Source organism: Stutzerimonas sp. NM35 (genome assembly GCF_054604355.1).
This window is the reverse complement of sequence record NZ_CM137728.1, coordinates 2,040,192-2,060,169: the sequence shown is the minus strand read 5'-3', so window position 1 is coordinate 2,060,169 and position 19,978 is coordinate 2,040,192. Positions and strand designations below refer to the sequence as shown.

Sequence of the window (19,978 nt, the reverse complement as noted above, 5' to 3'; positions counted from 1 at the left end):
AAGCCCACACCCTGGCGCGGAATCTTTCGCGGGCATGGCCCGCTCCCACAGAAAGCACACTCTTGGCTGGCGACATGGCCGTAGCCCAGATTAGCTGAAGGCGTAATCCGGGTTTCGAAGACATAATCCGACGTTTCCCGATCGGCTAAAATCCTCACCCTTCATCACCTCGCTACGGCTCCGTCATATGCCTTCCGCCCAAACCGCTGCCGAGCGCATCGCCGAACTGCGCAGCGAAATCGACGCCCACAACTACCGCTACTACGTCCTCGATGAACCCAGCGTTCCCGATGCCGAATACGACCGCCTGTTCAATGAACTGAAAGCGCTGGAAGCCGAGCATCCGGAGCTGGTGACGCCCGAATCGCCGACTCAGCGTGTTGGCGGTGAGGCGCTGGCGGCGTTCGGTCAGGTGCGCCATGAGATGCCGATGCTCAGCCTCGGCAATGCCTTCGAGGAACAGCACCTGCTCGACTTCGACCGCCGCGTTCGTGAAGGGCTGGATCTGCCAGGTGGAGATCTGTTCGGCGATGGTGCAGAGGTCGAATACAGTTGCGAGCCCAAGCTAGATGGTCTGGCCGTGAGCCTGCTCTACGAGAACGGCCATCTGGTGCGCGGCGCCACTCGCGGTGATGGCAGCACTGGCGAGGACATCAGCGCCAACGTGCGTACGGTGCGCAATATCCCGCTCAAGCTGCACGGCACTGGCTGGCCGGCGGTGCTGGAGGTGCGCGGCGAAATCTACATGCCCAGGGCCGGTTTCGAGGCGCTCAATGCACGGCAGCTGGAAAGCGGTGCCAAGCCCTTTGCCAACCCGCGCAATGCCGCCGCCGGCAGCCTGCGCCAGCTGGACTCGAAGATCACCGCCAGCCGTCCGCTGGAGCTCTGCGCCTATGGCGTGGGACGTAGTGACGGCAATTTGCCGGATACCCATATCGGCATTCTCAATGCGCTGAAAGGCTGGGGGCTGCCCGTCAGCCGCGAGCTGAAACTGGCCAAGGGCATTGCCGAATGCCGGGCCTACTACGACGCCATCGCCGAAAAACGCGATGCGCTGCCTTATGAGATCGACGGCGTTGTGTTCAAGGTCAATTCCGTGGCGCAGCAGCGCGAACTGGGCTTTCGTGCACGCGAACCGCGCTGGGCCATCGCTCACAAGTTTCCGGCACGCGAGGAAATCACCGAGCTGCTGGACGTGGAATTCCAGGTCGGTCGCACTGGCGCCATCACGCCCGTGGCGCGGCTCAAGCCGGTGCAGGTGGCGGGCGTCACTGTCTCCAACGCGACCCTGCACAACATGGATGAGGTCGCGCGCCTGGGTGTGATGATCGGCGACACCGTGATAGTGCGTCGCGCTGGCGACGTGATTCCACAGATCCTCGGCCTTATTCCCGAACGCCGCCCAGCGGATGCCCGCGCCGTGCAGGTACCCGAACAATGCCCGGTTTGCGGCTCGGCAGTCGAGCGCACCCAGCTGATCAAGCGCAGCAAGGGCCGTGAGTCGGTCAGCGAAGGGTCGATCTACCGCTGCGTCGGTCGCCTGGCCTGCCAGGCGCAGCTCAAGCAGGCAATCATCCATTTCGTCTCGCGCCGCGCACTGGAAATCGACGGCCTGGGCGACAAGATCGTCGAACAGCTGGTAGACAAGGGCCTGGTCAATTCACCGGCGGACCTCTACTGCCTGACCTATGAACAGATCATCGAACTGGAAGGCTTCGCCGAGGTTTCCACACGCAACCTGCTCAAGGCCATCGATGCCAGCCGCAAACCGACGCTCGCGCGTTTCGTCTATGCGCTGGGCATTCCCGATGTCGGCGAAGAAACCGCCAAGCTGCTGGCGCGCGCCCTGGGCTCGTTGGAGCGTATCGCTCAGGCGTTACCGGATGTGCTTGTCTACCTGCCAGAAGTGGGCCTCGAAGTCGCCCACGAAATCCACAGCTTCTTTCAGGATGGGCACAACCGCACGGTGATCGCCCAACTGCGTGAGCGCGGTGTTGAACTGCAGGAGGAAGGTGAACTGCATCCCGAGTTTGCTGCCTGCGCAACCCTTTCCGGGCTGATCGACAAGCTGAACATTCCCTTTATCGCCAGCACCGGCGCGCAACGTCTGGCCGACCGTTTCGGCAGTCTGGAGGCCATCATCGCCGCTGACTGGCTCGATCTGCGCCAGGTCGAACGCTTCACCGAAAAGGCCGCCCGGTCACTGCGCGATTACTTCGACAATCCTGAAAACGCCACTCGCGCCCGCCTGATCGAGGCGCAACTGCGTGACTTCGGCATGCACTGGCAAAGCGAGCGCAAGGAAGCCGCAGGCCTGCCACTCGCCGGCCAGACCTGGGTTCTGACCGGCACCCTCGAAACCATGAGCCGTGACGAAGGCAAAGCCCGCCTTGAAGTGCTGGGTGCCAAGGTCGCCGGCTCCGTATCGGCCAAGACCAGCTGCGTGGTGGCAGGGCCGGGTGCCGGCTCGAAGCTGACCAAGGCCAATGAGCTGGGGCTGACCGTGCTGGATGAAGAGGCGTTTCTGAAGCGGCTGGCGCAGTTGGAAGGGGGGTAGGTGCTGGGGGGAGCCGGCCAGTTCGGCAATCGGCTAACGCTTGATAATCAACCTATCCACCGCTGCCTCCGCTCGGCGAGCATGCGTTTGATATAGGGCATGAAGTCCTCATTATTGAAAATATGGCGGGTAACTCAATGCGCATGCAGAGCCGCATCGCCACGTATACGGACTCCGTAGCGAAGAATCCAGCCCAGCAGAGGCTCACCGACGGTAGCGAGATCAATCAGGTCAACCGGACGGCCTGTCGCTGAAGCGATCTCCGAAATCAACCGGACCTTGAGTTTCATATCCAGAGGCGCGGCTCCCAGAACGGCAATATCCACGTCGCTATCCGGTCCGGCAGTGTTGTCGGCGATCAAGCCAAAGACATAGGCCAGCTTGATTTCCGGATACTGTGCCAACGCTGCTTCAACTTCGTTGATGGTCATAAAAAACCTGCTTCGATGACTTGGCCAGCAATGGTACAGAAGCCCTGCAATTAGGAGCGTTTACAGTTGCAAGGGCTTCGACAGGATTTGTTATCTGGATGGATATCCAGTATTTTGGGCTGAATGGAGCTAACAGAGCCCCGTGTTCGTACAGGCAATCAGGACGCACTTATGACAAGGAAGAACAGTCATGATCAGAATTTCAAGAACCTCATTCTCGACTATCCTCGCCAGGCCCTGGCTTTCTTCGCTGCCACCGAAGCCGTGGATATCGATGCCTCGACCAGCATCACACCGATTCGCCAGGAGCAACTGAAAAAGCGGCTGAGTGATCGTTTCCACGAGCTGGACATACCGCTGCTGGTGGAGTGGCCCGATGGCCGACGTGAAGCGCTGCTGTTCATCCTCGAAGAGGAAAGTGATCCGGCACGCTTTTCCATCCACCGTCTGGCGCATTACTGCCTGGATCTGGCTGAACTGTGCCAGACACGGCGAGTGGTTCCGGTAGTGATTTTCCTGAAGGGTAATGAGCGCATTCCTGATCGGCTCGAACTGGGTAGCGAGCGCCACATCTATCTCGGATTCAACTACCTGCGCTGCCTGCTGGCCTGCACCCCGGCTGCGGATTATCTGCACAGCGACAACCTGGTGGCCCGGCTCAACCTGCCGAACATGCATTGGGCGGCCCGGCACAAAGTAGATATCTACGCTCAGGCCATTCGTGGCCTGCTGAAACTGGAGCCGGACCCGGAGAAACAGCTCAAGTACATCGACTTCATCGACATCTATTCGGCCCTGGACGACAATGAACGACGTATCTACCGGGATCGCTACCCTCAGGAGGAGCAAGGTATGACTCGACTGACGGAACGCCTGCTGGAGCAGGGCAAGCAGCAGGGGCTTCATCAAGGCATGCAGCAAGGTATGCAACAGGGCATGCAACAGGGCATGCAACAGGGTGAGGTGACTGTATTGAGCCGACTGCTGGTGCGCCGCTTCGGCACCTTGACGCCCGAGATAGAGCAACGCCTGCAACAGGCGGATACCAAGGAGCTGGAGCGCTGGGCAGAGAACATCCTCGATGCCGAAACCCTTGACGACGTCTTCAGCCTGCATTGAAAAAGGCCATGTTCCCGCTACCGGCTGCTGAGCGCTCCTGCTTTTTGCAGGCGCGGATTTATCCGCGCGTTTCGTGGCGCTAATGAGCTGAGGCTTGAAAACCTGCAGGAGGTTGAAACCATGCTGGCCGATCGCATCATCAAGAAATGGGAGCGGGACTTCGAGCGTGCAGGCATGCAGAAATGGATGCAGGAAGGCAGGCAGCAAGGCCAAGCCTCATTGCTGGGCCGTCAACTGAGCGTCCGCTTCGGCCCCTTGCCGGAATGGATAGTGAAGCACCTCGACAGGCCACTCCGGAGCAGATCAACCATTGGGCCGAAGCGATATTCGAGGCGCAAAGCCTGGAAGAGCTGTTTGGTCAGTCAGATACCGCGCCATAGCGATAGGCTACAAGCTGTTGTCGTATTGGCTTTGCCTGTCGCCAATGGTTTTGCGGTAAACGACGGAAGCCCCTGCTAAGGTTCTGGACAGAATCTCTTCGCTACCGGCTACTGAGCGCTCCTGCTTTTGTGGCGGATTCCATGTCCCCCTTCAAGTAACTTCAGCAACTACAGTGGGAGAACGCAGTGCCTGTGGGAGTGGCTTTCAGCCACGAAGCTTTTGCAAGCGCTCGTAGCGGCTCACTGCAGTACACCCTTCTTGAAAGCCTGCCGGCCATGGAAACTCACATGCCAGCCTTGGGGGCGCCATCAAATTGATGGCATTCTTGCGAGCGGAGAAGGCCAAGTTGCTGATTTGGTCTGATCCTTGCTCATGGCTTTAAAGCGACGGCTAACTGACACAGTCGGGAGCAGGCGCAGCCACTTATCTCGTCCCGCCGATCTGCAACAACGTGGCTCATGGCTCCATGGGTGCGGCGTGATGCGATATAAATACAGCGACTGGCCTGGCCGGCAGGACTCTTTATGACAGTGATGACCTGCGACAGCCTCTCACAATTGTTGGATGCCATTGCCCGCCTGCCGGAAAAGCCCCAAGGCGAGCTCAATTTCTTTTCCAGCGGTGGCCGTGGCTATCTGGAAAACCCCACCTCCGACCTGCTGGCCCTGTTCATGGGTGCTACTTCACAGGTGCCCTGCTGGCTGAGCAAAGCCTTGCTGTACTGCCTGGTAGGGCGTGGCCTGATGGAAACCTCGGACCTTGAACAGGTCGATTGGCACAGCGTCACTGCCGAACGTGAAGTCGCCTATAAGGCCGACCAAGCTGAGGTCAGCAAGCGCCTCGATCTACTGGTCGAGGGTAACAACTTCGTCCTTGGCATCGAAAACAAGGTATATGCCAGTGCGACCTCGAATCCTTTCGAGGTTTACCAATCACTGCTCCAGGCCCGCTCGGATAACCGACGAATATTCCAATGCGTCCTGCGCCCCGAAGCGAGGACCGGCGATATACCGCCTAACTGGCCAGTAGTTACCTACGACGAACTGGTGACGCAGGCACTGGCTTTGTACGGAGCGGAGGTTGCCGTTCAGCCTTTCAGCAAATGGCAGGTTTTCTACAGTGAATTCCTGCAACACCTCAGAACACTGGGTCCGCAAGGAGTCGTGTCATGAATCCGGAGACGCGCACACTGGTTCTGCAGAACTTCCAGCTGCTGAAGCAGGCCGGCGAGCTATTGCAGCAGTTCGAGGAAGAGTTGCTGAAGGAAGGTGTGAGCCGGGTGACCAGCGCACTGGCCGGTGACGGAATCGACACCGCCGTAGCCACGCGTAGCCAGACCTGGAGCAATGGCTATCGTGCGCTGCGTTTCTTCCCGGCCAACTGGGCGCAAACGATACCGGAAGCCAACATCACGCTTGCCTATTTTCAGGATATGGACGCAGCGGATGGCGCGGTGGGGTTCGAGATTTTCCTGTATCTGAATCGAGCGTTTATACAGGAAAGGCAGGAGGCGATAGAGAATGCTTTCCATGAGGCTGGAGCTTCGAACCGATATGCCTGGTCCTGTGCCGAAAAGCCTTGGGTCGAAGGAGGCAAGACGTCTTACCTTGGATTCAAGGTATGGGCCAATTCATACACGAGAGAAGGTGCTTTGCAGGCATTGGGAGAGTTTGCGCAGTGGGCTCAGGTAACGGCATTTGGATAGACATTGAGCTTGTTGTTTGTAGCTTGTTTGGTAAAGAGTTCGAGGTATGGTTCATTTGATAAAGATTTTGGTTGTAGATCAACATTTTTAGATTGGTTCCATAAGGAGTATGCATGGAGGGTCTAGAGTCACAAGCAGCGATCTTGGCCATGCAGGAAGGTCGCTGGTATGAAGCGGCACAGCTATGGAATAGCTACATGGAGCATGAACCTTCGCCAGCGGCTAGTGATTACAATGCCTGTGCTCGTGTTTATGAGCGCCTAGCTTGCTGGGACTTGCACTCTGCTCTAGTGGCTCAAGGGGTTAAAGAATTTCCTACTGATAAGGAATTGAAGTTTCGGCAGCAGCATGGATATGCAATGAATTGTATCAGTCATGGTGACTGGGATGGCGCATGGAGTATCTTAGAATCTCAACGGCTTAATAGGATGCAGTGGGAATGGCCATGTGCTACGAACTATTACTGGCATCATGTGCAGCTGTCAAGATGCTTGATGAATACAAAAAACAGAGAGGAGAAACTGAAAAAGATAGAGGAGTTATCTTTTTTCAAGAGTAGTGATGTATTGCCACAGGGTATTGTCGGAATCATGTTGGCCGTTGATTGCTTGGATTGGGGTGAAGATCTGCGAGTGGCTTTCGATGCTCGGCTAAGCCCGTTGATTGCTTGTCTAAGCAGTTATGATCTGCCTGTCAGACTTATTGTTGATGAAACCCTGAGCATAGAAGTGGCGAATGTGGCTGCTTTCTGGCACGAGAATTCTGAAGAACTGACTGGGCTGCCTGCTGGCTATTATGAGTTTTTCTCTCGTTTATTTTTGGCGTTTGGTTATCTAGATCTTTATTTTAAGTTGCGTAGCCATTTCGTGGGGCTGCTTTCGTTATTTCGTACTGAGCCCAAGAGAGTTTTGGCATTTTCTTATCAGGTTTCCTTGGCTAATGAGTTGGGTGATGCTGAACACTATGCGCAACTGGAGAAGCGTGTAGCGAAGCTTGAGGCTAGAAAGAAAGGCGTGCAGCATTATTTTGATTTGTCTGCATTTTATTATGCGGATGAACGTTATTCTGGGTTTGTGTCAGAACAAGATAAGGATTTTTCTGATTACATTAAAAATAGAAGTATTGCTGTCGTCGGCCCGGTTGATGTGGGGTTAGACAGTGGTGCTGAAATTGATAGCTTCGATGTGGTTGTGCGCTTCAATTTTCGTAAGGGGCTGGAATATGCCCCGGTAGTGTTTGGTGAAAGAACTAACATTTCGTACTATTTGCACCCTGTATTGATGAAGGGTGGGATTGATCTGATAGAAGGAATGTCAGCTTTAGACTACATTGTAGTTGATGGTATTTCTTGGCGTGAGTGCCAATGGCTGTCTATGATTGATTGTCGAAAAAGAGAACGGCTGGGGCTGAGGGGATATTTGAAGAACCCCATGCTTGTTGGCTATCCTTGTGCTATACAACGGGCTTTGCTTGATATCTTGCGATTTTCTCCGGCTCGCGTAAAGGTTTTTTCCTCTGATCTCTTTACAAGTATGCGCTATTGCACTGAATATCTGCGGCATTCAACCTTGGGGCGTAATGGAGGAAATGTATTTCCTGGCTTGAGTTTACATGATCCAGTCAGTAATTTTGTTTTTATGCAGCGGCTTGTTTGTGTCGGTAGAATTGAAGTGGATAAAGTTATGGAGGGTATAGTTTCTCTAACGGTTTCAGAGTATATAGAGAGTCTACGGAGTAGTCATACCTGCTTTCTGGCTAAAATAGACTGAGGATATGCATGTGGATCATGAAGGTAACGTAGTTAAAGTCTTGCATGTGGCCTCTTTCCAGGGAAATCTCGGCGATAGTGCCATGCACGATGGTGCCTACCGGACTCGTGCTGAAGATTGCTCAGTGGAATTTATCTATACGCCTCTGGAAATTCGTGAATTCTTTCACTGGGGGCGGCGGTATTTTGATGAAGAATTCATTGATTATTTGAATACCTTCGATCTTGCAATTTTTGGTGGGCTTGGTGGTTATCAGTTATGGCGTGCAGATACTGCTACAGGGACATGTTTTGATTTTTCTCCTGAGTTGTTGAAGCGTATTGAGCGTCCCGTTGCATTCTATGGCCTAGGCTGCGATGCGAGTCGAGGAGTAGATGAAGCGGCTATGCTGAAATTTAGACGCTTCATAGATGTCGCATATCAAAAAAACTTTTTGTTATCTTTGAGGAATGATGGAAGCCAGAAAATATTGAGTCAGGCTGTTGGGGTGAAATATATAGAGCCTATGAGAGTTATTGCCGATGGTGGGTTGTTTTGTAAAATTCAGCCAAGTGGTAATGCGAATTTTTTTCTTGGGGAATCCCTAATTGCTGTGAATCTTGCTGGTGATATGCCGGACTGTCGATTTGATATTTCTGGAAATTTCTTGTCAACTCAGGATGAGTTCGTTCAGGGCATAGCTGATGTGGCAAGCGGGTTGTTGAGTAGAGGGACTACGGTTAGGTTGGTCTTTGTCCCTCATATTTATTCAGATATGGGTATAATTTCTAAGGTCTTGGAAAAAATGCCCGATGAGTATAGGCGAAAGCAAGTAAGTGTGGCGCCATATGTCAATGGAAGTCCGGGTTGGCATGAGGTTTTCGATATTTACCAGAAGGCTGACCTGGTTATTGGTATGCGTTTTCATTCCTGCGTCGTGCCATTGGGGCAGGGTACGCCTGTGATAGGAATTGCAACGCACCATAAGGTTAATGGTTTGTTTGAGGATATGCAGTTATTGGATGATTGTATTTCCCTAACACCCGGCTGGCAGGCTCGCCTAATGGAATGTGCGGAGCGCGTTCTGAACCGTCGTGAGCAAGGTAATAAAGTGACTGTTCAGCGATTGTCGCAGCGGCGGAAGGAGTTAAGGGATTTTCATAGGGATTTTTCATCATGGTATGCAAGCTGGTCAAATTAATTGAGTTGCGTTGGAGCGTTTATGAATAGTGTTCGTGGATTTGATTTCGAGTATATCCAGACTTCACCTTGGCCGATCGTGCGGCGACCTATTGTGATTGCGGAAATTGGCATTAATCATAACGGCTCTATTGAAATTGCCAAACAGTTGATTGATATGGCCGCCGATGCTGGCTGCGACTATGTAAAATTTCAAAAGCGTACTATTGATGTTGTCTATACACAGGAGCAACTAGAGCAGCCGCGTCAAAGCCCGTGGGGTGATACGCAACGTGAACAGAAGGAAGGTCTTGAGTTTGACGAGGAGGCATACAATGAGATCAATGGTTACTGTAAAAGTAAGGGGATTGGCTGGTTTGCATCCGCTTGGGATATTGAAAGTCTGAAATTTCTACGGAAGTACGACCTTCCTTACAATAAAGTGGCCTCGGCAATGCTGACCCATCTGCCTTTCATTGAGGAGATAGCTGGCGAAGGTAAGCCCACCTTCGTTTCTACGGGTATGTCCACCTATGAGCAGATTGATAAAGCGGTGGAGATTTTTGCCAAACATCAATGTCCCATCGTGCTAATGCACTCGGTTTCCGAGTATCCCGCGCCGGTTGAGAGACTTAATCTACTAGTGATCAATTCCTTACGTGAGCGTTACGGTCTGCCGGTGGGATATAGCGGCCATGAAACTGTTATGGCTAACGTGGTGAACTTCGCTACCTTGCTGGGAGCTGTTGCTCTAGAGCGTCATATTACCTTGGATCGTAAGATGTATGGTACGGATCAGTCTGCCTCGCTGGAACGTATCGGCCTGAAGAAAATGCAGACCTACGTTGAGTTCTTGCCATTGATCTTGGGCGATGGCGTGAAGAGAGTGACCGAAGAAGAAGAAAAGGTTGCCAAGAAGCTGCGCTATTGGGAGTAAGGAATGGACGACCGTTCTGCGCATACTGCTACGCATGTGGTTGATGCCGGCGAGGTGGTTGCAATTATCCCTGCCCGTGGCGGCTCCAAGGGAATCCCACGCAAGAATCTGCTGCGGCTCTGCGGGCATCCTCTGGTGGCCTGGAGTATTTGGGCAGCCCGTAATGCAAGGCATGTAACACGGGTGATCGTCAGCACAGATGATGACGAAATAGCCGAGGTGTCTCGCCAGCATGGGGCCGATGTCCTCATGCGTCCGGTAGAGATCAGCGGGGACAAGGCGTCTTCGGAGTCTGCATTGTTGCATGCGTTGGAACAGTTGCAGCAGCAGGGCTGTAATCCTGAATTACTTGTGTTTCTGCAGGCCACTTCTCCGATTCGTCATGCGCGAGATGTGGATGGTGCCGTTGAACGGCTTCTGAACGAGCAGGCCGATTCATGCTTCAGTGTCTGTTCAGAGCACTTCACCGGGCGTTGGCGGTATAGCGGCGGTGATGGAGTCGTTCCCGTCAACTTCCAGCCCGGTGCGCGTCCGATGCGTCAGGACTACCCGATCGAATACCTGGAAAACGGCAGTATCTACGTCATGCGCCCGGATATATTACGCAGGCAACGCAGCCGAATGGGTGGAAAAGTGACGGTGTATCCTATGAACGCCGTGCAGTCACTGCAATTGGATGAGCCAGAAGATGTTTCCCTAATCGAGGCATGCATGAGTGCTTTGTCCATGCGTGAACCGCAATCTTGCGCAGTGAGCAGGCTGCGCAAGATGAAACTATTGGTGTTCGACTTTGATGGTGTGTTTACCGACAACCGAGTGTATGTCAGCAGCACTGGTGAAGAGTCGGTGTGCTGTAGCCGGTCTGATAGTCTGGGATTGGATTATCTGAAAAAAGCCGGGTTGGAAATGTTGGTGCTTTCTACTGAAACCAGTTCGGTGGTGGCCCAGCGCTGTCGGAAGCTGCGGCTGGAGTGTTTACCTGGACAAGGTGACAAGCTGGATGCATTACAGTCCGTACTGATCGAGCGAGGGCTGCAATGGGATCAGATAGCCTACATGGGTAATGACCTGAATGATCTGGAATGCTTGCGTCGGGTGGGGCTGGCCATTGCTCCCAGCGATGCTCACCCTGAAGTGCTGCGTACCGCCGACTTGCTGACCGAGCAGGCCGGCGGTCATGGCGCCATCCGCCAAGTGGCGGACTGGTATCTGGGTGACAAGAGGGAATAGCGATGAGCCAGAACTGTTTATACGCCGTGAACTCCAGCAGGTGCTTCGTAAAGGAGTACTGGAGCACCAGGATGAGCTTCGGCAAGGAGAGTTATGAAACGTATAAGTGATTTTGACCGACCGCACCCGACTGATGTGGATGAGCGTTTTCATGTATTGGACACATCGGCTGTTGGAAGGGTGTTGTATTGGAATTTCTTCTTTAAGTTGGTGAGTAATGTTCCAGGAGCTATTGTTGAGTGTGGTGTTGGGCGCGGGCGTTCACTCTTGATTATTGCAGCACTTAATGCTTTGTATGAACAGGCTGAAGGAGGTCAGCGAGATATCTGGGCTTTTGACAGCTTTGCCGGATTCGATAGTCCGAGCTTACAAGATGATTCTTGGCGCAAGCCTCGCAAAGGCGAATGGGCGAGTTCACCATCGGGCGCTTACGACTATACTCCGGAATTCATTGGGCGAGTGCTCCAAGAAGCTAGTGCGAATCTTACGAAAATTCATTTGGTTAAAGGATATTTGAAAGAAACACTGCCTGGGTATCAGGGAGGGGGAATAGCACTGTTGAACATTGACTGTGACCTCTACGAGCCTTATAAAAATGCTTTGGACTATCTATATGATCAGGTGGTACCTGGCGGTATTATCGTTTTCGATGATTTTAAGATAGAAGCCGATGCCGATGAGCGTTTTCCTGGTGCCCGGAAAGCTGTCTATGAGTTTTTAGGTGACAGGATCGGGGAGCTTCGGGAGAGTATTAAAGGTAGCCCTTATTACGTTAAACCAACGATCTAATTTCTCATTGGTGAAATTGATGGAGGCTGACTTGCCCAGAACCATTATTACCTACGGCACCTTCGATATGTTCCATATCGGGCATCTACGCCTGTTCAAGCGTATGCGTGAGCTGGCGGATCGGGTAATCGTCGGGGTATCCACCGATGAGTTTAATGCTCTGAAGGGAAAGCAGGCGCTAATGCCCTATGCCGAGCGTCATGAGATCGTCGAGGCGTTGAAGTATGTGGATCTGGTAATTCCTGAAAGTTCTTGGGAACAAAAAGTAGAAGATATTTGCCGGCACAAAGTTGATGTTTTTGTAATGGGCAGTGATTGGAGAGGCGAGTTCGACTACTTGGGCGATTTATGCGAGGTGGTCTATCTAGACAGGACTCTTGGAGTATCTTCTACAGAGCTGCGAGGGACGCTTGATAAGTTTGTTTCTAGTGAAATTGATGTTGTAAATGCTTTAGAGTTATTAAGAGCCATTCATCGTGGGCTGAATTGAATCAGGCGCGCCAAGGTTTGGCGATAGCTGTTTTACGATTGCGAGGTGGATATGAAGGTTGTTGCTTTTGTTCCTGCAAAAGGTAGTAGTTCAAGAGTTGAGAATAAAAACACTAAACTGCTGGATGGAAAGCCTCTTTTTTTACATACTTTAGAGAAATTAATATCATGTGATTTTATTGATGAGGTGTATCTCGATACGGAGAGTGAGGATATTATATCTCTCGCGGCTCATTCGGGAGCAAAAATTTTGCGGAGAGATGTCAGTCTAGCTTCTAATGCTACTGATGGAAATAAGTTATTTATGAATGAGGTTTCCCATGTGGAGGCCGATATATATATACAGGTTTTGGGTACTAGTCCTTTTATTAGTCCGCTCAAGATAAAGGAGGGTGTGGATGCATTGCGTGAGTCGGATATTTTCGACTCTGCAGTTTTGGTCCGGCGTGAGAAACAATATGCTTGGGATGAACAGGGGCCTAAGTATGACATAAATAATATTCCAAATAGCGTAGACTTGTCTGATGCTATCGTTGAGACGATGGGGTTGTATGTTGTGAAGCGGGATGCGGCTCTGCGTACTGGGAGGCGTATTGGTGATAAGCCATATCTCATCAATGCTTCGGTGCAAGATGCATTTGATGTGAACTATCCTGATGATTTTGAGATGGCTAACCTACTAGCTGCTGGATTGAGGGAGCGTGATAGACGTCTACTTAACAATATAAAAAGTTTTATGACGTCGCCTATATTGTCGGATATCCTTGATGACCTTGGGTATTGCGGGCAAATTATCTCTGGGTTAACTCCTAATATCTCTGGTGGAAAGCTTCTGGGGCGTGCCAAAACCTTAAAGCTGCGTGAGCTACGTCCCGGAGAGGACTTCAAAGGTATTTATTCTGCCTTGCGTTCCTATGATACTGTCGTTCCTAATGACATTATCATGGTTGAAAATTGCATGGGTGAATATGCTTATTTTGGTGAGCTAAATGCTAATCTGGCTTTGCGAGCTGGTGCTATAGGAACGATAGTTGGCGGAAAGACTAGGGATGGTAATGAAGTCTTGACTCTGGGATATCCTGTTTTTTCTACAGGATACACTTGCCAAGATGTAAGGAGACGTGCAACCGTTGATTCAATTAATGAGCCAATACAGATGTCAGGGGTTCGGGTTGTCGTTGGCGATTTGGTTTTTGCAGATAATGAAGGTGTCATAGTTATCCCTAAGAAAATTGAAAGTAAAGTTATTGAGGCGGTTTATAATAGGGCGGCAAGTGAGAAAAAGATACTGAATGAGATCGCAATGGGGGTTGATGTTGATGTGCTAACTGAGAAGTACGGTTTTTTTTAAAGGTGCCTCTATGAAGAGTATGGCTATCGAGTTGATGTGCCGGCACCATTGGAGGGAGGCAGGTTTGCTCTGGGCGGAGCTAGATGCCGCTGGCGGGCTTGCTGAGCGAGAGGATTATCATGCATATGCCCGTTGCTGTGAGGTTCTGAAAGATTGGGCCGTACACGTAGATATTGTAAATCGCGGGTATGCCTTTTATCCTGATGATAAAAGTTTTTTGTCACGCTCTTCGTTTCGAGAAGCAATGCTGGCCTATGAGGCTGGTTGCTGGAGAGAGACGATGAATTTGTTAGGCGAGGCAAATGCGCTTAAGCCTGATTGCTGGCTATATTCTTCCAGTTATTTTCGTTGGCATGCTTTTTTGATGTCGAATGTCTCTGTGTGTTCCAGTGATAATGAAAAGATTAGCGTTCTTACTTATTGGGCTTATTTCAAGAATGCAAATTTGTTTTCCCGTCAAGCTGCAGGGCTTGATGAGGTGATTTCTCTTACATGGCATGAAGATGCTTGTGACGATTTTCTTGCCGTTCTTTCTCCAGTTATTGAGTTTTTAAAGTTAGTAGATTTTCCTCTTGCTGATATAGAGCAGGATTTGATTGCTGTGCCCGTAGATGAGTTAGCAAATAGGGCAATGTTCTATATCGCAGAAATTTCCAAATTGCCTGGTGGGTACCTGGCTTTTCTATCAAGATTTTTTTTGATGTTTGGCTATGCAGAACTTTATTACTTTCTGCGAACGGCTTTCATTCAGAAGTTACCAGCGGAAATTCATGACAATCGAGACGACTTGAGAGATGTGGAATTATTCTACCGGATCGCTTATGAGTGTGAATTTTCGAATAAATCTGATATATCTGAATTTGCTAAGGTGGCATTAGAGAAAGGTGTAGTCGACCATGAAGTTGCAAGCAAGGTTGTCTCGCTTGGTGGATTATATTCGGGAAGTGTCACGCCCCGGCGAAACCAGCCCTGGATAAATAGTGTAGTTGATGAGGCTTTTGGGGACTACATTAAGGGTAAGCGAGTAGCTATTGTTGGGCCGGTTGATGTGGGTTTACTGAACGGAGCAGAGATTGACGAATTTGATGTTGTAATAAGATTTAATCATCGCCAGTCGTTGATGTTGGATGCGGAAAAATTTGGTACTCGTACTGACGTAAGTTATTATATATATAAAAATCTTGCTCGAGAATGTGACGTAGATTATTTTGATACAATGAACAAGCTGGGTTTTGTGGTTGTGGATGAAGTCAGCATATCTACATATAGCTGGCTTTCTGAGTTGAAGACTCCTGTTAGAACTCGATTGGCGGTTTGGCGGTTTGATAGTTGTCCTTTCCTGTTTGGCAGCCCCAATGCTATCCAGCGTGTGCTGATGGATGTGTTGCGATTTTTTCCCCAGATGGTCAAGGTGTTTAATGTCAATTTCTTTCTAAACCTTAATTTTTCTGGGGGCTATAGGTCTTCTCAGATGAATTTATTTCCTGATTTTTCCATGCATGACCCGTTCAGTAATTTTATTTTTACTAAAAAGGTGGTTGAACATGGCTTGGTTCAGGTAGATGATGAGCTTGGGAAAATATTAAGACTTTCCCCTGATCAATATTTTTCTGAATTGATGAAAGCTCATAGTCAGTATTCTAAATAAGATATCTTGATGAAGAAAGATATAACCGTCACCAGCCCACTGCTCCCGCCACTAGAGGAGTTCATCCCCTATCTTGAGCAGATCTGGACGAGCCGCATTCTTACCAACGGCGGTGCGATGCATCAGCAACTGGAGCAAGCGTTGTGCGACTATCTGGGGCTCGAACACATCGCTTTGTTCGCCAATGGCACTCTGGCGTTGGTTACTGCCTTGCAGTCACTACGCATTACCGGCGAGGTCATTACCACCCCTTACTCATTCGTTGCTACCGCTCATTCGTTGCTGTGGAATGGCATCAAGCCGGTGTTTGTTGATATTGATCCAGCGACTCTCAATCTCGATCCGTTAAAGATTGAAGCGGCCATCACACCTTCCACCACGGCGATCATGCCGGTGCACTGTTATGGCAATCCCTGTGATATCGCGGCTATCGAACGAATTGCGGAAATCTACAACCTGCGTGTGATCTACGATGCAGCTCATGCCTTCGGCGTGCGGGACGAGGGCGGCAGCATTCTGCGCCATGGCGACCTGAGCGTGCTCAGCTTCCACGCCACCAAGGTGTTCAATACCTTCGAGGGCGGCGCCATCATCTGTCCGGATGCGAAAACCTATCGGCGCATCGGTCATCTGAAGAACTTTGGCTTCGTCAACGAAACCACCGTGATTGCGCCGGGAATCAACGGAAAGATGAACGAGGTCAGCGCGGCATTCGGTTTGTTGCAGTTGCAGCATATCGATCAGGCGCTGGCTCGTCGTCGTGAAATTGACCGGCTATACCGAGTCCTGCTCGATGGGTTGTCGGGGGTGCGGTGCGTGGAGAGCCTGGCTTATGAGCACACCAACCATGCCTATTTCCCGATATTGGTCGAGCCTGAGTTCCCCTTGGCGCGCGATGAGCTGTATCAGCGTTTGCGCGAAAATAACATTCTGGCGCGTCGTTATTTTTATCCGCTGATCAGCGATTTCCCCATGTACCGTGCTTTGCCTTCGGCTGAGCCGGCGAATCTGCCGGTGGCGCGTTCGGTTGCCAGCAAGGTGATTTGCCTGCCGATCTACCCTGATCTGGCCGATGAGGATGTCGAGACCATCTGCAACCTGATCATTGAGTCGGGGACGCGGTGATTCTTGCGGTGATGCAACCTTACCTGTTCCCATACCTGGGTTATTTCCAGTTGGCGAGCGGTGTCGATCACTTCGTATTTCTGGACGACGTGGCCTTTATCAAGAAGGGCTTCATCAACCGCAATCGCATTCTGCTGGATGGCCAGCCGTTTGCGTTCAGCATTCCGGTTGGGCGTATCAGCCAGAACCGGCGAATCAATGAGCATTATTTTACTGGCGAGTTCGATACTTTCCTTACGCAGTTGCGCCATGCCTATTCCAAAGCACCCTTTTTCGAGCCTGTATTCACGCTGGTCGAATCGGTCTGTCTGGCTCCCGAACAGAATGTGGCGCAAAAAAATGCGGCTTCGATACAGGCTGTGTTCGATTATTTGCAACTGCCTTTTTCCTGTTCCCTGGCGTCATCCTTACCGAATGAGGGTGTAGGCGGACAGCAGCGTATTCTCGATCTTTGCCGGCATTTTTCTGCAGATACTTATCACAATGCGGCAGGTGGACAAGGCTTGTATGACAGTGAGGACTTTGCAATCTGTGGCGTTCGCCTGCGCTTTTTGCAAAATCACTTTCCTGTTTATGCCCAGCGTGGTGGCAGGTCTTTCGTACCCGGTTTATCCATCATCGATGTGTTGATGAACAATGCCCCCGAACAGGTGCTGGCTATGCTGCGGGACTACGATTTACTGGAGGCCGCATGAGTCGGGTCAATGTCCTGGTCTTTCCCTGTGGCTCCGAAATCGGCCTGGAGATTGCCCAGGCGCTTGGCCTGTCCGTGCATGTGCGTTTACATGGTGCTTCCAGTCGAGAGGATCATGGACGCCTGGCCTTTGCCCGTTACGCCGAAGTACCCAATATCGCCGAGGCAGCTTTCGACCTTCGCTTTGGCGAATTGCTGGCGGAGTGGGGCATCGATCTGATATTCGCCACCCATGACTCGGTAATGGACTATCTGGCGATGCATGTTGCCCGTTGGGGAGTGCATCTGGTCAATGGTGATCCACAGGCCACTCGTATTGCGCGCAGCAAGTCCGCTACTTATAACCTGTTCGAGGGTGAGTTCTGGGTGCCCAGGTGTTTTGCCAGTCTTGATCAGGTAGCCACCTGGCCGGTCCTGATCAAGCCCGATCAGGGGCAGGGGGGGCAAGGGGTGATGCTTGTAGCGGATCGTGTTCAGGCTGAGGCGGCATTGACGCATATGGAGCAGCCGCTGATCTGCGAATACCTGCCGGGAGAGGAACTGACGGTGGACTGTTTCAGCGACTGGCGCGGGCAGTTGCTCCATATCGGTCCGCGTAGTCGTGAGCGCGTTCTGGGGGGGATTGCCATGCGTTCGCAGCGGCGTACCGTCGAGGAAGCTATCCGTCATATTGCCGATCGGATCAATGAGCGCCTGACCTTGCGCGGCCCCTGGTTTTTCCAGGTTAAACGGGATGCCGAGGGGCACTGGAAGTTGTTGGAGATCAGCTGCCGACTGTCCAGCAGTTCCGTTGCGCAGCGGGTGGCAGGGGTCAATTTGCCATTGATGGCGGTGCAGGACTTTATGGGCCGTGATCTCAAGGTGCTGGACGATGCCAGGATCACCTTGATCGAGCGTCGCCTGAAGAGTGTCGCGGTGCTGGACTACGCTTTCGATACGGCCTATCTGGATTTCGACGACACCCTGGTTTGCGATGGACGGGCCAATCCCCAGGCGATGCGTTTCGTTTATCGGCTGCTCGAGATGGGGAAGCGCCTGGTATTGGTGACACGGCATGAGGGTGACGTGCGTACCACCCTGGCAGGCGCTCGGATTGCAGCAGAACTGTTCGATGAGATCATTCATCTGCGCTTCGGCGAGTCGAAGTCCTCAGTCATCCAGGGTGCGGCCATCTTCATTGACAACCATTTTCCCGAGCGTCTGGAGGTGTCGCGTAGTTGCGCTATCCCGGTGTTTGACGTGGATGCGCTGGAGTTGCTGTTTCAATGAAGAGGGTGTGGCACTTGCCGATTCGGCACAAATGGCTGGCGCACTGGCTGATCCTGCCGCTATGGCGTGTCTATGACTGTCTGGCACCGAAAAACCGTCAGCACTGGGCCTTCTTCGTTCATCCGCTCAAAGCGAGCCAGTTCGTGGAAAATTCACGCGCGCTGTTCGAGGCGGTAAAGGCCGATCCGAATATCCATAAACGGGTTTTCACACGTGATCTGCATGCCGATCTGCGGATCGAGGGCGCTTGCAATACCGAGGTGGTCGATGTGCAGAGCCTGCGCGGCCTGGCTGAGTTAGCGCGCTGTGGGGTTTACCTGCTGACCAATGCCATTGCGCTGGATATGTCCTGGCGCTGGCCAAACGGCTCTTTCAGTGTGGTCAAGCCCAGCCTGCGGCGGCGCATTCTGATCAATCTCTGGCATGGCATACCCTTGAAACGACTGTTCGCTCTGGCCAATCCTGAACAACGCCAGCGAGCTGACAGGGTTGCATTCCGCCGCAAGGAGCGGCGCCATTACCACGGTCTGATCGCTTCCTCCGATATTGATAGCTATGCGATGGCGGCAATTTTTCACCCCATCGATTACGAGCGGATCTGGATCACCGGGCTACCACGCAACGATTTCCTCCGTATGCCGGAGCGGACGCTACCGCATTTTCTTCATGAAGAAGTCGAACATATTCGTCGGCTGAAGAAAAACAAACGTTTGGTGGTTTATGCACCAACATTTCGCGAGACTGATTTGCCAGGAGCGGGATGCTACCAATTCAGTGAAGAGCAAGTGAGGCGACTCAAGGAGCTGCTACGCCGGAATGGTGCCGTCCTGGGCTTTCGTATGCACTATTTCCGAAAAGGCGATCAGCTATTCAATCTGGAGCGTTATGTCGATGATGAATCGATCATCGACCTGGGACATGCCGTGATCAGTGAAATCGCACCGGTATTGCGAGAAGCGGACCTTGTATTGACCGACTACTCGTCGGTGTATATCGATGCGCTTTATCTTGATAGGCCGGTGATCAGCTTTGCCTATGATCTGGAACACTATCGCAGCAAGCAAAATGGCTTGTTGTATGACATGGATATCGTATTTCCCGGACCGGTCGTGACCGATTTTGAAGCGTTAATGCTAGCGCTGGAGAAAGAGTTGGTCGAGGGGGATCAGGTATCTTGCGAGCGTTACCAAATCTGCAAGAAGTTCTTTTTCAACCATCTGGATGATCAAAACGCTCAGCGAGTCGTCGAGAGATTGCGCATGCTGAATACGTACGAGGAATGACAGTGATCCAAACGAATGAAGTCAGGCCCCTGGTTAGCGTGGT

Annotated in this window: 18 protein-coding genes; 17 read left to right on the top strand and 1 reads right to left on the bottom strand. The window is 51.8% G+C overall.

Annotation, left to right across the window (positions count from 1 at the left end):
* Positions 1–187: 187 nt before the first annotated feature.
* Complete coding sequence (gene ligA, locus ACYCFC_RS09640) at positions 188–2,557, top strand: NAD-dependent DNA ligase LigA (RefSeq protein ID WP_459653821.1); 2,370 nt, start codon at positions 188–190, stop codon at positions 2,555–2,557.
* A gap of 134 nt (positions 2,558–2,691) precedes the next feature.
* On the opposite strand, the gene mntA is transcribed toward ligA, so the two are convergent.
* The gene (mntA, locus tag ACYCFC_RS09635) at positions 2,692–2,988 is read right to left on the bottom strand and encodes a type VII toxin-antitoxin system MntA family adenylyltransferase antitoxin (RefSeq protein WP_459653820.1); all 297 of its coding nucleotides are present in this window, start codon (positions 2,986–2,988) and stop codon (positions 2,692–2,694) included.
* Positions 2,989–3,159: 171 nt separating this feature from the next.
* Here mntA and ACYCFC_RS09630 point away from each other — a divergent pair, with 171 nt between their 5' ends.
* From ACYCFC_RS09630 to ACYCFC_RS09555, 16 genes are all read left to right on the top strand, one after another.
* The gene (locus ACYCFC_RS09630) at positions 3,160–4,107 is read left to right on the top strand and encodes a DUF4351 domain-containing protein (protein ID WP_459653819.1); all 948 of its coding nucleotides are present in this window, start codon (positions 3,160–3,162) and stop codon (positions 4,105–4,107) included.
* A gap of 120 nt (positions 4,108–4,227) precedes the next feature.
* The gene (locus tag ACYCFC_RS09625; protein ID WP_459653818.1) at positions 4,228–4,566 is read left to right on the top strand and encodes a hypothetical protein; all 339 of its coding nucleotides are present in this window, start codon (positions 4,228–4,230) and stop codon (positions 4,564–4,566) included.
* A gap of 446 nt (positions 4,567–5,012) precedes the next feature.
* Positions 5,013–5,660, top strand: coding sequence for a PDDEXK-like family protein (locus ACYCFC_RS09620; RefSeq protein WP_459653817.1), 648 nt, complete (start codon positions 5,013–5,015; stop codon positions 5,658–5,660).
* Entirely contained in the window at positions 5,657–6,193 is a 537-nt protein-coding gene (locus ACYCFC_RS09615; protein WP_459653816.1) for a hypothetical protein, read from the top strand. Before ACYCFC_RS09620 ends, ACYCFC_RS09615 begins: the two co-directional genes overlap by 4 nt.
* Before the next feature lie 113 nt (positions 6,194–6,306).
* Positions 6,307–7,962 (top strand): hypothetical protein, encoded by a 1,656-nt coding sequence (locus ACYCFC_RS09610; protein ID WP_459653815.1) that lies wholly within the window; start codon positions 6,307–6,309, stop codon positions 7,960–7,962.
* A 10-nt stretch (positions 7,963–7,972) separates the two neighbouring features.
* Entirely contained in the window at positions 7,973–9,142 is a 1,170-nt protein-coding gene (locus ACYCFC_RS09605; RefSeq protein ID WP_459653814.1) for a polysaccharide pyruvyl transferase family protein, read from the top strand.
* A gap of 21 nt (positions 9,143–9,163) precedes the next feature.
* On the top strand, positions 9,164–10,057 hold the full coding sequence (locus ACYCFC_RS09600) for an N-acetylneuraminate synthase family protein (RefSeq protein ID WP_459653813.1): 894 nt from the start codon (positions 9,164–9,166) through the stop codon (positions 10,055–10,057).
* A gap of 3 nt (positions 10,058–10,060) precedes the next feature.
* Positions 10,061–11,287, top strand: a complete 1,227-nt coding sequence (locus tag ACYCFC_RS09595) for a cytidylyltransferase domain-containing protein (protein ID WP_459653812.1) — start codon at positions 10,061–10,063, stop codon at positions 11,285–11,287.
* A 93-nt stretch (positions 11,288–11,380) separates the two neighbouring features.
* A complete protein-coding gene (locus ACYCFC_RS09590) occupies positions 11,381–12,076 on the top strand; it encodes a TylF/MycF/NovP-related O-methyltransferase (protein ID WP_459653811.1) in 696 nt (231 codons plus the stop codon).
* A gap of 31 nt (positions 12,077–12,107) precedes the next feature.
* Complete coding sequence (locus tag ACYCFC_RS09585; RefSeq protein ID WP_459653810.1) at positions 12,108–12,566, top strand: adenylyltransferase/cytidyltransferase family protein; 459 nt, start codon at positions 12,108–12,110, stop codon at positions 12,564–12,566.
* Between the two features lie 51 nt (positions 12,567–12,617).
* Positions 12,618–13,916 (top strand): RraA family protein, encoded by a 1,299-nt coding sequence (locus ACYCFC_RS09580; protein ID WP_459653809.1) that lies wholly within the window; start codon positions 12,618–12,620, stop codon positions 13,914–13,916.
* Between the two features lie 10 nt (positions 13,917–13,926).
* Positions 13,927–15,564: a hypothetical protein gene (locus tag ACYCFC_RS09575; protein WP_459653808.1), complete on the top strand. Its 1,638-nt coding sequence runs from the start codon at positions 13,927–13,929 to the stop codon at positions 15,562–15,564.
* A 9-nt stretch (positions 15,565–15,573) separates the two neighbouring features.
* Positions 15,574–16,689, top strand: coding sequence for a DegT/DnrJ/EryC1/StrS family aminotransferase (locus ACYCFC_RS09570; protein ID WP_459653807.1), 1,116 nt, complete (start codon positions 15,574–15,576; stop codon positions 16,687–16,689).
* Between the two features lie 11 nt (positions 16,690–16,700).
* Positions 16,701–17,384, top strand: a complete 684-nt coding sequence (locus ACYCFC_RS09565; RefSeq protein WP_459653806.1) for a WbqC family protein — start codon at positions 16,701–16,703, stop codon at positions 17,382–17,384.
* Positions 17,381–18,652 (top strand): ATP-grasp domain-containing protein, encoded by a 1,272-nt coding sequence (locus tag ACYCFC_RS09560; protein ID WP_459653805.1) that lies wholly within the window; start codon positions 17,381–17,383, stop codon positions 18,650–18,652. Before ACYCFC_RS09565 ends, ACYCFC_RS09560 begins: the two co-directional genes overlap by 4 nt.
* A complete protein-coding gene (locus ACYCFC_RS09555; protein ID WP_459653804.1) occupies positions 18,649–19,935 on the top strand; it encodes a CDP-glycerol glycerophosphotransferase family protein in 1,287 nt (428 codons plus the stop codon). The genes ACYCFC_RS09560 and ACYCFC_RS09555 overlap by 4 nt, the downstream gene beginning before the upstream one ends.
* Positions 19,936–19,978: the final 43 nt, after the last annotated feature.